Below are 14,755 nucleotides of genomic sequence, written 5' to 3'. Positions count from 1 at the left end.
TGGAAACATCAATGAATGAAACCGCAATATACACTAAGTATTTTTATGACAGAAGCCCCCCACGAAAGGCCTGCCGACTAGAAAACCGGGTTATATTTTAAAATCCCGCTAAATCTGCTTTACTTAAAGAAACTGACAACTCAACAGTGCCGATCACACTTATGTCATATCTATACACCTTCACCGTGCAAATAGCTCTTTTATTCACTCTCGCAAGTACTGCCAGCGCTCAAGCTGAAGAACCCCTCAAGGTCATCGTCACAGCAGCAGGCAAACCATGGAGCTATATCGACGACCAGGGCAAACCCCAGGGTATTAGTCGAGAGCTAATGGGCGCGGTGTTTGATGATATGGCGGTGCCAGTCAACTATAAAGCGCTGCTATATACCCGAGCATTGCACAGTTTAAAAACAGGTAAGGCGGATGTAATGGCACTAACCATAGGTTCCACACAATCGATACAGCCCCCACCTGATACTTACGTCAGCCCAGCGCCGGTTGGTAATATTCCACTGTCGATTTATAAGTTGGCTTCAAGGGATTTAACCATACAAACGCCCAGGGATTTAGCCAATTACCGGGTCGGTTTAGTACGGGTAGAAAAACAACCCGCCGGTCAGGCCGACAATGTCTTTTACTATCCCCGCAACGAGTTTCTGTTTAAGGCCCTGGCAAAAGGTAAAATTGATTTTGCCATTGGCGCCTTATACTTTGATCATGTCTGGAGTGAAAAATTTGAGGTTGAAATTGAACGGCTGCTTCAGATTGATACATTAAATATTTATATCGCGTTCTCCAGCCAAACTCTGGGCGAAAAAAAGGCTGCCAGCCTCTGTCGAGACTACTTCCTGACCAATAAAAAATTGAGTAATAACGGCAAGCTTGAGCAATTATTGCTGGGGATGGATGCACCGGACTTAGTCCCCCACCTTAAAATTACCGATAAAGTGGAAAACCCTGACTGTGTTACGCAGATTGCTAAAGATAATACGGGGAACTAAGCGTGAGGGCAGCACAGCACCCACAGTTTAAAATACCGATATTCAGCTAACTATTAGTTATACCCAAGCTCAAAATACTGGCTATCTTCTGCCACCATAGGCTTAACCTGCTCGCTAACCGGGCGCTGTTTAACCAACACTTCTGGCGGTTTTTCCCAGGCACTATTTTGATCTATCTTGACGGCAACAGAACCGTTGCCACCGGAAGTTTTTGACTTAAATTTAACGGCCATACTGGCTAATGCTTTCATCGATCTACCTTTACCACTTCACCCTAAAATAATGTAGCTTTAGTCTAGTCCAATATTTAAAATTTACGCTATTTTTGCTGATATATTTCTATTCAACGCGATAGCAAGCTGCAATACCAGCCTGATAACTTCAAATAGCGGCAGTCATCACACTATCTACCAGATCTCCTGCACAATGTTGTCTGTGCAAAGCATAAAACGGCAGCTATGCTAAAAAAATCATTATATTTCTTCGCAGTTTAAATTTTAAAACCGAATAAATTAAACCTCAGCTTTATAGGGCTCTCGACTGAGCCCAACCCCACCATGAGCTGCGCTTTTAAAAGCACTAAAAACAATAGTCGAACTCAGCACCACTTGAGCACTGCTGAAACGACATAAAAAACCGCCTTGGTCGAGCAGGAGCCTTGATAGCAAAATACGGAGAGGGAAATTAGAAATATGCTTACAGACCAAAAGCAAAAACCCCCGTGGCGGTTAGCCGGACGAGGGTTTTGACTTACTACTGCTATCTACAAAAGAGTGGTGGAGCTAAGCGGGATCGAACCGCTGACCTTTTATGCCCGGAGGGTACAACACTGCCAGAGGCATATTAGAATTTCATAATGCTTAAAATTCTTTATTTTTCAATCACTTAAAAAACTGGCTTCTGTGCAATTTGGTCACGTTTAATCAGCAAAAGGCGCTTTTGTGCAGGTGGCTTGTCACGTATTTGTCACGCGAATATCAGTTTTGAGATTCCAGGCTTTGAGCATAGCGCACCCTGGCAATTCCTTGACTATATTGGCCGCCCGTTATCAAACATTACTCCCTGAGATGTATCTCAATATCTGCTTTAACAGCCGCTTTTACCAGATTTTTATCCAGAGTGGCTAAGGGCAAGCCCTCACGAATAGCCAGCTCCAAATAAGCAGCATCATAGCTGCTCAACTTATAAGCCCGCGCCAGTGTCAATGTTCGATTAAAAGCATGATGCGAGGTCATCGTATCGGTTTGAATTGAAAGGTTTTCAAGTTGAGAGATAAAGCCTTCAATTTCACCAAGACCAATCTCGTCGCGCCTCTCTGCCGACAGCAACACATTGGTCGCTTCAAGGTGCCACAAGCTAGGCACGATAGCAGTTCCATCTACCAAGCTATCCAGAACATCTAATGCATATTGCTGGTCAGCTGCCTTTTTCGTATTCAATAGCCAACGCATGGCGACCGAGTTATCTAAAACGAAATCCGTCATTTCCGGCCTGATTCCATCATATCCTTAAGCTCCGAATCAGACACTTCATACTTCTTGGCTTTTTTGATGTTGGAAATGGCAGTCTTGCACTTCTGGCGACTAGTGGCACGACTTGGCACAACATCAGCAATGGGCTTACCGCGATTGGTTATCGTAAAAGATTCCCCCGCCTCCACTCGGCGAAGTATCTCAGGCAGCTTGGTCTTGGCGTCATAAGAGCCGATTTCTTCGAGCATGATTATTCCTCCATACATTACCAGACCAGAATACTAGTCTAGTTATAATAAATCAAGGCCAATATATTGAAGCAGCCTGTTCAATAGAGACTTGCCAGATACTCCATCATTAAGCACCCGCCTGAATAGTAATATCAGTTTTTACTGAATTAGCAATAAAGCACTGCTCATGGGCTTCATGATGCATCCTGTCAATTTGCTCAAGTGAGGGTTGGTTATCACCTGAAAATTGGATTACCGGTGATAATGTAGCCTTAGTCATAGCAAACTGGCCCTCTTCATTCTTGGCCATCACTCCCATGGCATTATCAATATAACTATCCACAATAAAGGATTGCCTGGCCGCAATAGAAAGAAAAAAGAGCATATGGCAGCTAGATAGCGCTGCAACAAAAGCCTCTTCTGGGTCTACACTGTTTTCGTCCGAGTAAGGTAGAGGCACTATATGGGGCGATGATGATGCGGGGACAGTTACTCCACCATCAAAATGCCACTCGTGCGCCCTGCTGTATTTATTGTCGAGGTATTTTTCATCTTCAGCGCGTGACCAGCTTACTTGGGCGGTATATTCAGACATAATAGCTCCTTGGATTGTATTGATAACGATAAAACTTATTGGCGGGAAGCAAGAAAAGCACCCGCACCCATCATGGTTGCTCCAGCCGTTTTATTGAGACGACCTATTGCCGATTTCGACTGGAAATACTGTCTGGCCGCAGCTGCACCTGTCGATATAATGATTAGCGACAAAAAAAGCCCAGCAAATGTCAGAAACCCCATCAGTAATAAATCTGAGCCAGTAAGATTGCTTAAATCTATAAAAGTAGGAAGAAAGGCCAGATAAAACAGGATAACTTTCGGGTTAGAGGCCGAAATCAGAAAGCCTTGTAAAAATGACTTGATATGATCGTTCGCCTGATTTGTTGGCTTTTCATCCAGATAAAAAGTCACTGGGGTATTCCATATATTCCAACCCAGATAAATCAGGTAGGCTGCACCGGCCAGCCGTATAATAGTGAATACTTGCGACCAGTTTTCTGCAATATACGATAGCCCTTTGCATGCCATCAGCAAATATACGATATCGCTAATCACGATACCTATAATCATTGCCAAGCTACGATGAACCCCAAAAGCCAAAGAACGGGCGAGTACAGCAAAAACCCCAGGTCCTGGTGTAACCGCAAAAATCAGAATGGCAGTAAAAAATAGAATTCCCGTTTCTATTGTCATGCCGGACTACCTCTTAGCTAGAGTACACATAACCTAGTCAGGCACTCCATCCATTGGCCTCACAACCTTTCCCCGACTAAACTTGGGCAAGTCATCAATCGAACGATATAAACAAGGCACTAAAACCAAAGTAATCGCTGTTGCAAAGACAATACCAAAACCCAACGACAGCGCCATGGGGATAACAAATTGCGCTTGTAAACTGCGCTCAAATAAAATGGGGAGTAAACCCGCAAAGGTGGTCAGGGTCGTCAGTACAATCGCTCGAAAACGCTGGGTTCCCGCCTTAACTAGAGCCGCCTCCACCGAGTCGCCCTTGGCGCGGGCACGATTGGTAAACTCCACCAAAATCAGGCTGTCATTGACGACCACGCCAGCCAAGGCGACCAAGCCAAACAGTGACATCAAACTAAAGGAAACCCCAAATAGACTGTGGCCGATTAGCGCACCGATAAAACCAAAAGGAATCGCCGCCATAATAATCAGCGGCTGCACATAAGAGCGCAAGGGAATAGCCAACAGTGAATAGATAAAAAACAACGACGCGATAAAGCCAATAATCATTCGCTTCATCAAGGTTTGCTGCTCCAAGCTAGCCCCACCCAGACCAAAAGACACTGAGGGGTAACGCTTTAACAGTTGCGGAATAAATTCCGTCGTTATTTCATTAATCACTTTGCCACTTTGTGCCAGCTCCGAATCCACATCGGCCGTAATGGTAACCGTGCGCTTACGGTCTAGCCGGGAAATCGCTGAAACCGTATTCCCCAAGTGCAAATTAGCGACCTCTCTAATATCCACAGCCCGACCATCGGCAGCGCGAATTTGCATACGCTCCAAGCTAGCCAGAGAGCGCCGCTCGTCCAGCGGGTATCGCACCATCACTTTGACCGTATCTGGGCCTCGTTGCAGACGTTGTACTTCTTCGCCATAGAAAGCCTGCCGCACCTGCCTCGCCACATCCGCCAGTTGTATACCCATTTGTTGCGCGTGGGGCTTCAGGCTGATTTGCACCTCGCGGCCACCGATACCCTGAGAGTTATAAATATCATAAACTCCTTTATATTCTGCCAGTTTATTCTGTAATTCACGGCCAGCTGCTGTTAACTCTGAGGTATCCGCCCCGGATAGGGACAGGTTAATTTTGGCGCCCCAAGCGTTGCTTGTAGAATAGTAGCGCTGCTGCCTCACACCCACCTGCGGCCCCATGGCTTCCCGCCACAGCTTTTCAAATTCGGGGGCATTAACACTTCTAAGTTCTGAGCGATTTAAGGAAGCGTTAAAACGTACACTGTTATCATCCAGGCTATAGAGTAATAAATGTTCCAGTAATACCGGTTCCTGCGGATATTGTTGTTGATGCCTCTCACTAACTCGATAGGCAGCCTGCTCCACCGCTTGCAGAACTTGCTCTCGCCGGTCACGCGAAGCCCCCTCCTGCATAACGATATCTGCCATCACCATATCGCCGGGGACATTGGGGAAAAATTCATAAGCGACTAAACCACTACGCACCGCATTAATGGCAATTAACAAGCAAGCCAAAAAAGCGGCAAGCGCGGTATAGCGATAAACTATAGCTTTGCTTAGCAAGGGACGATAGCCACGCTCAATCAGTTTGCCAAGCAACACTTGAGTGCCTCGCTGGCAGCTGTTGAGCCAACTAAAGCGCGGCGAAGTATTGATCTTCGTCGACATACCTACCAAATGAGCGGGTAAAATTAGCTTGGATTCGATCAATGAAAACAGCAGGCACAAAATCACCACCACTGCGATGCTTTCCAGCATGGGCGCCATGGTACCGCCAACAAATAACATCGGCACAAAGGCGGCTACCGTAGTTAGTACACCAATAGTGGCGGGAGCGGCCACTTTTCTGGTGCCGCGGATAACCGTATCAACGCTTGCACGCAGCTCGGGTTTGTTGGCAGCCTGTCGTCGAGTTTGCGCATAAATACTTTCGCCAATCACTATCGCATCATCCACCACGATACCTAGCACCAGTATAAAGGCGAACAAACTGGGAATAGTTATATTCACTGGAAAGGGGTTAACAGGCATCAACCATAGCGCACCTAAAAAACTTACCGGAATACCAAGCATGACCCAACCGGCAACAGACAGGTTGAGAAACAGGCTTAGCACTATCATGACTAACAGCGCCCCCACCGCCAGATTATTCAGCATCATATCCAAACGCCCTTGCAAATAGAACGCGGTCTGGAAGTTGGTATCCAGACTGACACCTTCAGGCAGATTGGAACGTTTATTATCAACATAACGGACTACAGCCTGATCAATAGCCAACAGACTCTGACCTTGCAGTGCAAACACCCCAATGCTTACCGCTGATTGTTGATCGAAGCGTACCTGACCATTGGTTTCCACTAGCGTGTCACGCACAGTAGCTACGTCGGACAAACGCAGCTCTGTACCATCGCTATGACTGCGTAGCACCAGAGCAGAGAAATCTTCGGCGGTATAGGCCTTACCCTGAGTGCGAACCATAATATGGCCTTCCCGAGCCCTGATCATTCCCGCTGGTAGGTCAAACGAGGAGGCCCGGAGTATTGAAGCTACCTCGTTGAGAGTGAGGTCAAATTCACGCAGCTGTTGCTCGTGCACTTCGATGGCGACTTCGTCATTTTCCACGCCCCACAACATCAAGCGTTTTATCTCTGGCAAGGCTAGCAACTCGTCGTGAACCTGCTGCCCCAAACGCTTGAGCGCCTTGCGCTCCAAACTACCTGCCACATTAACGCTCAGTACAAACCTGAAGACCTCCTCTTTGTTTATCGTTGGCTTCTCTAAATGCTCGGGGAAATTGACAATACCATCAATCCGGTTTTTTACCCTGCCCAGTACTTCATTCAGGTCTTCGTCACTTTCCAACTCTAACACCACCGATCCCATATCGCGGCTTGCTGTTGAGCGTATCTGCTTAATACCTTTTTCACCTTGAAGCGCCGCTTCAATCGGCAAGATCACCCCTGTCTCCACTTCAATCGGAGCCGCACCGGGATAGCTGGCCGTAATTTGAATATTGCCTGTTTCGGCTTGGGGGAACATCTCTTTGCTGATACTTTGGGCTGAGAGCAGCCCTGCTACAACAATCAGTAACATCAGTAGATTGGCCGCCACTGGATTATTGGCAAACCAACCAATTAACCCATGCCCCTCAGCCTTCATAACACAGACCTTGGAGATTTGGGCGTCAAAGCCAGCGCGGCATCTTCCTCATGCTTATGCTCGGGGGCGCAACCGGTTTCACCTTCATACCCTCAATCGGCAGGCCAACAGGACTAACGATTATCGACTGCCCCTCATCGATACCGCTAGCAATATAGGCAAACTGGTCGTCTCGATGCTGCACATAAACTCCCTGAAGGTGCAAGCGCTGATGCGCATCAACCAGCGCCAGCTGGCTGCCTTCAAGTACGGCATTGCGGGGAACAACAAACAGGGTATGCTGTTGTGGGCTTTGGATACGGGCGTTAACAAAGCTGCCAATAACCAAAGCTGTGGGCCGCGCAGATTTTAAACCATAGGGGTCGGTGATACTGGCGATCAGGTAATGGGAGCGATTGCGGGTGTCTACAACACCCTCAGAGCGCACAATGGTTGCCTGCCACTGTTGTGATTTACCCGCTACCGTCGCGCTTAGCTGCACAGGCAAAGGGGTTACCGCCAAGTCGCTGGCGACCATCGGCAGGGACAAGCCCATCAGAGCCAAGTCACTATCGGTCAATGGCAGGCGTACTTCGACGCGGTCAACCGCAAACACTTCGCCCATTTCTGTAGCGGTACTGACGTAGTGCCCCACATCAACCAGCTTGTCTACAACAATCGCATCATAGGGTGCACGAATGCGGGTTCTCGCCAACTTGACTTGCGCTTGTTGTAGCTCTGCCTCAGCCCTTTGTACATTGGCTCGCGCCTCGTCCAGATAAGGCTGACGCAGGGCCAGCACCGGCGCTTTGTTTAAAGGCTGGCCAGTCAGCCGCCATTCTTTTTTGGCTTGGGTTGCCTTGGCCTGCTCCAAAACAAACTGGGCTTTTTTACTGGCCAGCTCGGCTTCGGCCCGGTGCAGGGCTACTCGATAATCACTGGGATCGAGCCGCAACAAAACATCACCCTGTTTGACCACACCCCCGCTCACAAATTGCTCAGCAACAAATTCAACCCGACCAGAGACCTCAGAAACCAGAGTGGTACGGGTGCGTGGCTCAACCGTACCCTGCGTATTAATATGAAACTGAACAACCCGCTCTTTAGGGCTAAAGGTTTCTACCGGTAATGCGGTATCCGGCGACTCAAGTTTGGGAGGTGCCGGTTTGAATTGATTCATTGCCACACTGACTGTTACCGCCAACACCACTAGCGCTAAGGGAGCAACATATTTTGAAGTAAGTTTCATCTTTTTCTTTCCTACCTTATCGGGAGTCCATCTATCTAAAGTAAGACACTTAAAGTGCATAAAACCCCACCCCACCTATGTATTTTTTAGGCTCACGGGCTTAATTTCATTGCTACAACACTTTGAGCAAGGTATTTGCATCTTCTACGATCCGGCCAGGTCTGTTTTACTGTTTTTTCCAATCACGACTGTTTTGATCAGACGCCATAATTTCAATGACTGCTCTGAACAGACAATCAACCGTTCAGAACAGTCGCTAATGGATAAAACCGATAGGTGTTAGAGGCTTAGGTTAGTGTTAATGACTACCCAGACACCACGGCGGCTGGATAACAATCGATAATACGGATTGCTAATGTCTCGGGACACCAATCCCACAAAACCTGAATAATGACATAATCAACAACGCCAATTTCCGGATGGATACGACCCTGTTTAGTTTTCACGCATCAGACAGTTTTACTCTTTTTTGCTAGGCATTCCTCCTCTGTTAAGTGATAAGCCGCTTATTGCTGTTGCATAAGCCAACTTGAAAAGCCCTTTCGGGCTGGTTTACTACTGAAAGTGCAGTAGCCACACATCGAGTTTGTATTATCGGAAAAATCAGGGAAAGAGCCCCCCATAATGCTTTCGGCATGTCAGAAAGGTTTCTGTAGACCAGATACCGTAAGGGTTCGCGCTCCGTGTCACTGCATTTTTTTGCAGTGACGCGGAGCTGGGTCTCGCAGTAATCAGCAGAGCAAACGCTGCAAGGGCTCGGTAGTCAGGGCCCCTTTGGGTCCCCTCTCTGGGTGTTGAGTTAACTCAACACCCAGAGAGGGGAGGATTTGAAACCACTGTCCGCCTATTGAACAAGATAGACGCCAGCGGGTTCTTTAATCTCGTTAGCACCATTGTCTTTCTGCTCAACCATTCCCAGGAATACTTCAACATCGGTACTGGCTACATTCAGGAGAGAAGCGATTTTGCTGCATACCTCTGTTCGTTTATCACCAGTTGATTGTTGTAGGGCTTTTAAAAAGACAGAATGTTGTAACTCTTTAATGGAGCCCTGCCCTTCCTTTTGCCGCCATGCATTGTCTAGATTGTGACCTACATACTCCAAGGTATCTTCCAGCATTTTAGCCAGATTAAATAGTGCGCATGTTGCCCCCGAAGACAATCCGCCATGCTCACCGTTTTCTTCCAGATCTAGATGTCGAAATAAATCCAGCAGGTTTGCTGCATTGTCCAAGACATCCAGACAGTCAAAGTATGAATAAGAGCTAGGAGTATGAACCAAAGGATGGCTCAGCTTTTTATAGTGGGGAGACACCTGGGATGTCGCTTGTGTAGAATCTTTGTCGATCATAACGGATACTCCTGTATCGGTTGTGGTAAGTCGTCCGTCTGGTGAGGTGCGAACTCGCCAGATGGGCGCATTGATAAACCAGCTCAGGTAGAGATGACAGTGATCGATTAAATATAAGTACGTCTCTATATCAATTAATCGATACGCTGTATCATAAGTGAAGCAACTCAATGAATCAATTATTTATATCAAAATATTGATACAGGATATCATTTTGACCCCAAAGCAATGTAAAATGGCCCGTGTCGGACTAGACTGGACTGTAAGAGAATTGGCCGATAAAGCTAAGGTTATGCCAAATACCGTTTCTAATTTCGAGAAAGGCCGCGGCGCACAAACCAATACTGCCAAGGCACTTGAGCAAGCCCTACTCTCTTCTGGTAAGGTTCGCTTTGAAGGTAATAACTGCGTCTGTATAGAGGAATAAAAAGGCAGCTACTATGAATTCCATTATTCATAATCACCGGCAAGAAATATTAGATATTGCCAACCAACGGGGCGTGATGAATGTCCGCGTGTTCGGCTCTATGTCACGCAATGATGCCGGGCCAGATAGTGATGTTGATTTACTGGTGGAGCTACAATCTGGCCGTTCAGGATTAGCTCTGGGTGGCTTCTTGATGGATGTCTCTGAACTCTTAAACCGTAAAGTCGATGTTGTGACAGAAAAGGCACTGCATCCAAAGTTACGTGGAAAAATTGTTCAGGAGGCTCAGCCCCTGTGAGTCACAAGGACGATGCAGTCTATGTAGAGCATATGCTGACTTGTATTGACCGGGTCCTGGACTATATCGGTAATGACAAGGAGGCATTTTATCAATCTACCTTGGTTCAGGATGCCGTTATTCGCAATCTACAGATTATGGCTGAATCCAGCCAGCGTATGTCAGATGAGTTAAAATCCCAATTCCCTTCCATTCCCTGGCGAGAAATAGCTGGCTTCCGAAATATTTTAGTTCACGATTATTTAGGTATTGATTGTGATGCTGTGTGGTCAGTTGTGGAGCAGGACTTACCCGCACTTAAAAAAGTCCTGCTTACTATTTAACTTAAATAATTAACTCCTATTCCGAAGGTTAACTGGTCTCTCCCACCGGAACTTATATTCATAAGTGAAAGGCCGGTGCACCACACCTCTTTCCTCATGCGTTAAGGCATACGTTTTGTAGCTGGCTGCTTCAGGCAGGCGTTTCTATTTACTTGGTGAAAGACTGCATGCGTCACGCATCAATCACCCAAACGGAAGAGTACGGGCATTTGGTCCCCATAAACCGAAGTGACTCCGTGTCAAAGCTCGATGGTGTTTTGTCACGTATTTGTCACGCTGGGGATTAGTTACTAAATCTGGCAGAGCATTTTTGAATGCTCCAAAATGACAAAACCCCCGCGGTTACTAACCTACGAGGGTTCTGAATATGGTGGAGCTAAGCGGGATCGAACCGCTGACCTCAACACTGCCAGTGTTGCGCTCTCCCAGCTGAGCTATAGCCCCTGAATTTGGGAGGCAGCATCATAAGTAGGGAGGCCCTTATTGTCAACAATTGTTGGGAAAAAGTTTAGCAATTCAACGGCTTGTACGATTATCCAGCAGAATGCTGACCCTGGCGTAGCTGTTCTACAAATTCCAGCGCCAATTCAATGCGGGAATCAATTTCACCTCGGTCACCGCTAGGGTCACGGGCCTGGTGGGTTCGCTCTGCTACCAGCAGGGCTTCGGCCACATCGAAGGCCCCTCGATTGGCGGCTTCAATAGCATCTGAGATCAGTTCATCGACTTCGTCATGGTAGGTTTTGTCGCTCTCTTGCAGCTGGGGTGGGCTGTAGGTTTGGGTTTTGGCTTGAATACTCTGTTTAACGATATCATCGGGGCGGCGGTCAAAGCGGTTCGACGGAGGTTGGTTTATCGCATCAAAGACATCTTTGCTGCCACTGGACTCGGGGGCGGATGCGGCGGTATTGGCGGTAACATCAAAGGCGCTCTGGGCATCGATAATGTCGTCCAACTCTTGCAGCAACTCGCTTTCCTGCTGTGTATTTTCGCTAGCAGCGGCTGCGGCTACCGGGCTTGACTGTGAGCGCCAGCGCAGTAGAAAAAACAGCATACCCAGCAAAGCAGTCACTAGTAAGATAATCGCCAACCACAGTTGCTGTACCGTACTGGATGAGTCTTTAGCTGGTTGGGCGGGCTCTACCGTGGGAGCGGCTGTTGGCTCCGGCGCTGCCGGCTCAGCGGCAGGAGCTACTGCTGGCGACTGGCTTAACCTTTCCTCTAAGGTCGATATTTCCTGTTCTTTTAGCAGGACTAAACGCTCCAGGGAGGTCACATAGCCAGATTTCTCAATAGCAATTAATCGCTGACGCATCGCTTCATTTTCGCGGCGCAGGCGCTCAACCACCTCGTTAGTGACTGCCATTTGTGTTTGCAAGGCTTCGAGATTATCGGTCTCGGCGGTTTTGCCCTTTGCTACTGCGGCCCGATCAGCCATAGGGGTAACAATGGTGAGCCGCTGCTTAGTCTCTGGCTCTGGTGGTGCAGGCTGTGGTGCCGCCTTTGGGGCTGCTGCCACAGGTTGGGGCCTGGGCTGTGCGGCGGGCCGGGGGCTAATATCTTTGGCCTCATTACCTGCCGGGAGCTTAAGTTGGACTCCGGCTAATAAACGATTCATTTCGCCATTGATAAAGGCCCGAGGATTATTTTGCAGCAGCCATTGCATCATATTGCTACGGGAGGTATCAGTGCCCTCTACCAGACGGCTGGCAATTTTAGACAAGCTATCGCCGCTGCGCACACGGTAGGTTCCACTACCGGCTTGCAAGCGGCTATTGGGCTCTGGCGTGACAGTGGGTTTTACCGGGCTGGTAGCTTGCGGCTGGGGTGCAGGTTCGGCAGACGGGCGCAAAGTCACCGGATCTAAAAATACCGTGTACTCACGATAGACGGTGCCTGTTGGCCATTTCAGTTCCACCAGCATATTTAAAAACGGTTCCCGCACGGGCTCTGAGCTGGTTAACTTAATGATTAAGCGGCCATTGCGGGTAATGGGTGTCAGGCGGTAAAAGGATTGATAACCAGCCAGGTCAATGCCGAGCTTGCTCGATTCTACACTGTTAAGCTGGCGTACTTTAATATCGTCGGGGCCATAGTCTTCCCCCTCGAGTAACACATCAATCGTCGCCACCAGAGGCTCCCCAAGAAAGGAGCTGGAACGCAGCTCACCCAGGCCAAGCGCATGGGCATAGGTAGACGCCAAAAGGCCCACACAAAGTGCTGCGGCTCTGATAATACGGGCGACTACTGACTGCGCCCCTCTGTAGTTGGGATGTCGAAAAAGCACCTGGCTATCCTTTGACTATGTGACTACGACTTAATAGTTATTTCCGTATGCAAAGCATAGCCCAACAGCTAGATTTCGCAGTGTGAAAATGTCCTAGATTTTCCCCTAGCTATCACCAGCCCTTAGCTGCTGGGCAGTGCAGCATAGGCTTTTTCCAACTTCTTCAGCTTTTTCTTGCCAACGCCGCCGAGCTGGTCGATGGCATAGCGCACTCTTGCCCGCGACATATCAGGGCCTAACAGGGTCATTGAGTCAATCACTGATACGGAGGCTGTGGTGCCAGCAATCGCGATAAACAGTGGCGCAAAGAAGTCTTTGACTTTGATATCCAGGCTATCGGCCACGGCTTTCATAGCTGCAAAAATATCATCCCGCTCCCAGTTACGCAGAGCTTCAAGCTTCCACAAGGCAAATTGCAGGGCTTGCACCAGGTCGTCATCTTGCAGCTTTAAACTCGCAAAGCTGTCGGCATTAATCGGCAGCATGCCTGACGCAAAAAAGGCCGCCAGCGGTGCAAAGTCGCTCAGGGTTTCCATTCGCTGTTGGGCGTGGGGCAGTATTTTTAATAGATTATCCTTATTTAGGGCCCAATCATGTAAACGCTCTGCCAGTTGCTCATGGCTCAGGTCTTCGCGTATCCATAGGCCATTTAGCCAGCTGAGTTTCTCAACATCAAAAATGGGGCCGCCCAGGCTGACGCGCTGAATATCAAAATGGTCCAGCATTTGTTGCAGGGTAAACTTCTCGCTTTCATCGGGCATGGACCAACCCATCCGGCCCAGATAGTTCACCAGAGCTTCGGGCAAATACCCCATACGCTGGTAGTACAAGATACTGGTTGGATTTTTACGTTTGCTGAGTTTGGATTTATCGGGATTGCGCAGCAGGGGTAAATGGCAGAGCTGTGGCATATCCCAGCCAAAATATTCATACAATAATTTATGTTTAGGGGCCGAGTTAATCCACTCTTCACCACGCAGCACATGGGTGATTTTCATCAGATAATCATCCACCACATTGGCCAGATGGTAAGTCGGCATACCATCAGATTTCAGCAGGATTTGCGCATCGACCAGAGCCCAGTCCAGCTCCATGGTGCCCCTTAACATATCCTCGATATCAACCTTGCCTTCCATCGGTACCTTCATGCGAATAACGTAAGGAGCATTGGCCGCCTCTCGTTTTGCCACTTCGTCTTTGGGTAATTCAAGGTCATAGGGTTTAAGGGCCCGGTTATAGCCCTGTTCCTTCAAGCCAGCTCTAAGCGCATCGAGCTCTTCTGAGGTGCGGTAGCAGCGAAAGGCATGGCCTTTTTCGATCAGTTGCTCGGCATACTCGGCATACATGCCCTTGCGCTCACTTTGGCGATAGGGGCCATATTCACCGCCAACATCCGGACCTTCATCCCATTCAAGCCCCATCCAGCGCAATGAATCGAAGATCGCCTGCTCAGACTCAGGGGTCGAGCGGGTCTGGTCGGTATCTTCGATCCTCAATACAAACTGGCCACCATGCTTACGGGCAAAACACAGGTTAAACAAGGCAATATAGGCGGTGCCAACATGAGGATCGCCGGTTGGGGACGGTGCAATACGGGTGCGTACGGTCATGGCGGGATTTTTCTCTTTACTATCGTTTACTTAAGGCGCACGATTATACGGGCTGAAGGACGATTTCTCACCCCCTTAAGGAGCGATA

The 14,755-nt window shown here is 48.3% G+C and carries 14 protein-coding genes, 1 tRNA gene and 1 pseudogene; 5 read left to right on the top strand and 11 right to left on the bottom strand.

The window, feature by feature from the left end; genetic code table 11:
- Positions 1–161 precede the first annotated feature (161 nt).
- Positions 162–1,001: a substrate-binding periplasmic protein gene (locus BST96_RS13355; RefSeq protein WP_085759185.1), complete on the top strand. Its 840-nt coding sequence runs from the start codon at positions 162–164 to the stop codon at positions 999–1,001.
- 53 nt (positions 1,002–1,054) lie between these two features.
- On the opposite strand, the gene BST96_RS13350 is transcribed toward BST96_RS13355, so the two are convergent.
- From BST96_RS13350 to BST96_RS13315, 8 genes are all read right to left on the bottom strand, one after another.
- Positions 1,055–1,252: a hypothetical protein gene (locus BST96_RS13350; protein ID WP_085759184.1), complete on the bottom strand. Its 198-nt coding sequence runs from the start codon at positions 1,250–1,252 to the stop codon at positions 1,055–1,057.
- A gap of 804 nt (positions 1,253–2,056) precedes the next feature.
- On the bottom strand, positions 2,057–2,485 hold the full coding sequence (locus BST96_RS13345) for a type II toxin-antitoxin system VapC family toxin (protein WP_085759183.1): 429 nt from the start codon (positions 2,483–2,485) through the stop codon (positions 2,057–2,059).
- Positions 2,482–2,721, bottom strand: a complete 240-nt coding sequence (locus tag BST96_RS13340; RefSeq protein WP_085759182.1) for a type II toxin-antitoxin system Phd/YefM family antitoxin — start codon at positions 2,719–2,721, stop codon at positions 2,482–2,484. Before BST96_RS13340 ends, BST96_RS13345 begins: the two co-directional genes overlap by 4 nt.
- A 109-nt stretch (positions 2,722–2,830) precedes the next feature.
- A complete protein-coding gene (locus tag BST96_RS13335; RefSeq protein ID WP_085759181.1) occupies positions 2,831–3,298 on the bottom strand; it encodes an OsmC family protein in 468 nt (155 codons plus the stop codon).
- Positions 3,299–3,333: 35 nt separating this feature from the next.
- Complete coding sequence (locus tag BST96_RS13330) at positions 3,334–3,954, bottom strand: LysE family translocator (protein ID WP_085759180.1); 621 nt, start codon at positions 3,952–3,954, stop codon at positions 3,334–3,336.
- A 33-nt stretch (positions 3,955–3,987) separates the two neighbouring features.
- A complete protein-coding gene (locus tag BST96_RS13325) occupies positions 3,988–7,143 on the bottom strand; it encodes an efflux RND transporter permease subunit (RefSeq protein ID WP_085759179.1) in 3,156 nt (1,051 codons plus the stop codon).
- 25 nt (positions 7,144–7,168) lie between these two features.
- On the bottom strand, positions 7,169–8,371 hold the full coding sequence (locus BST96_RS13320; RefSeq protein ID WP_085759178.1) for an efflux RND transporter periplasmic adaptor subunit: 1,203 nt from the start codon (positions 8,369–8,371) through the stop codon (positions 7,169–7,171).
- 844 nt (positions 8,372–9,215) lie between these two features.
- Complete coding sequence (locus BST96_RS13315; RefSeq protein ID WP_085759177.1) at positions 9,216–9,722, bottom strand: hypothetical protein; 507 nt, start codon at positions 9,720–9,722, stop codon at positions 9,216–9,218.
- Between the two features lie 214 nt (positions 9,723–9,936).
- Here BST96_RS13315 and BST96_RS13310 point away from each other — a divergent pair, with 214 nt between their 5' ends.
- The 4 genes and pseudogenes from BST96_RS13310 to BST96_RS21485 all read left to right on the top strand — a co-directional run.
- Positions 9,937–10,149 carry a helix-turn-helix domain-containing protein gene (locus BST96_RS13310; protein WP_206045341.1) on the top strand — a complete coding sequence of 71 codons (213 nt, stop codon included), beginning with the start codon at positions 9,937–9,939 and terminating at the stop codon, positions 10,147–10,149.
- A 13-nt stretch (positions 10,150–10,162) separates the two neighbouring features.
- Positions 10,163–10,447 carry a nucleotidyltransferase family protein gene (locus tag BST96_RS13305; RefSeq protein WP_085759175.1) on the top strand — a complete coding sequence of 95 codons (285 nt, stop codon included), beginning with the start codon at positions 10,163–10,165 and terminating at the stop codon, positions 10,445–10,447.
- Entirely contained in the window at positions 10,444–10,770 is a 327-nt protein-coding gene (locus tag BST96_RS13300; RefSeq protein WP_206045340.1) for a HepT-like ribonuclease domain-containing protein, read from the top strand. The genes BST96_RS13305 and BST96_RS13300 overlap by 4 nt, the downstream gene beginning before the upstream one ends.
- Before the next feature lie 92 nt (positions 10,771–10,862).
- Positions 10,863–11,057 (top strand): annotated as a pseudogene (locus BST96_RS21485) (tyrosine-type recombinase/integrase); the annotation flags it as partial.
- Between the two features lie 81 nt (positions 11,058–11,138).
- On the opposite strand, the gene BST96_RS13290 reads toward BST96_RS21485, so the two are convergent.
- From BST96_RS13290 to gltX, 3 genes are all read right to left on the bottom strand, one after another.
- A tRNA-Ala gene (locus tag BST96_RS13290) sits at positions 11,139–11,214 on the bottom strand.
- 88 nt (positions 11,215–11,302) lie between these two features.
- Positions 11,303–13,057, bottom strand: coding sequence for a type IV pilus assembly protein FimV (locus tag BST96_RS13285; RefSeq protein ID WP_085759173.1), 1,755 nt, complete (start codon positions 13,055–13,057; stop codon positions 11,303–11,305).
- 122 nt (positions 13,058–13,179) lie between these two features.
- A complete protein-coding gene (gene gltX, locus BST96_RS13280; RefSeq protein WP_085759172.1) occupies positions 13,180–14,667 on the bottom strand; it encodes a glutamate--tRNA ligase in 1,488 nt (495 codons plus the stop codon).
- Between the last annotated feature and the right edge of the window lie 88 nt (positions 14,668–14,755).

The sequence above is a fragment of the Oceanicoccus sagamiensis genome, from assembly GCF_002117105.1.
In the GTDB taxonomy this organism is placed as follows: Bacteria; Pseudomonadota; Gammaproteobacteria; order Pseudomonadales; family Dasaniaceae; genus Oceanicoccus; species Oceanicoccus sagamiensis.
The sequence above is the reverse complement of the archived record's forward strand: the minus strand, read 5'-3'. Positions and strand labels throughout refer to the sequence as shown.

What these genes read in the sequence shown, in the direction of transcription:
- BST96_RS13325 (WP_085759179.1), bottom strand. Translation starts at nt 7,143, where the DNA reads ATGAAGGCTGAGGGGCATGGGTTAATTGGTTGGTTTGCCAATAATCCA.
- BST96_RS13340 (WP_085759182.1), bottom strand. Translation starts at nt 2,721, where the DNA reads ATGCTCGAAGAAATCGGCTCTTATGACGCCAAGACCAAGCTGCCTGAG.
- BST96_RS13355 (WP_085759185.1), top strand. Translation starts at nt 162, where the DNA reads ATGTCATATCTATACACCTTCACCGTGCAAATAGCTCTTTTATTCACT.
- gltX (WP_085759172.1), bottom strand. Translation starts at nt 14,667, where the DNA reads ATGACCGTACGCACCCGTATTGCACCGTCCCCAACCGGCGATCCTCAT.
- BST96_RS13345 (WP_085759183.1), bottom strand. Translation starts at nt 2,485, where the DNA reads ATGACGGATTTCGTTTTAGATAACTCGGTCGCCATGCGTTGGCTATTG.
- BST96_RS13315 (WP_085759177.1), bottom strand. Translation starts at nt 9,722, where the DNA reads ATGATCGACAAAGATTCTACACAAGCGACATCCCAGGTGTCTCCCCAC.
- BST96_RS13330 (WP_085759180.1), bottom strand. Translation starts at nt 3,954, where the DNA reads ATGACAATAGAAACGGGAATTCTATTTTTTACTGCCATTCTGATTTTT.
- BST96_RS13350 (WP_085759184.1), bottom strand. Translation starts at nt 1,252, where the DNA reads ATGAAAGCATTAGCCAGTATGGCCGTTAAATTTAAGTCAAAAACTTCC.
- BST96_RS13320 (WP_085759178.1), bottom strand. Translation starts at nt 8,371, where the DNA reads ATGAAACTTACTTCAAAATATGTTGCTCCCTTAGCGCTAGTGGTGTTG.
- BST96_RS13335 (WP_085759181.1), bottom strand. Translation starts at nt 3,298, where the DNA reads ATGTCTGAATATACCGCCCAAGTAAGCTGGTCACGCGCTGAAGATGAA.
- BST96_RS13305 (WP_085759175.1), top strand. Translation starts at nt 10,163, where the DNA reads ATGAATTCCATTATTCATAATCACCGGCAAGAAATATTAGATATTGCC.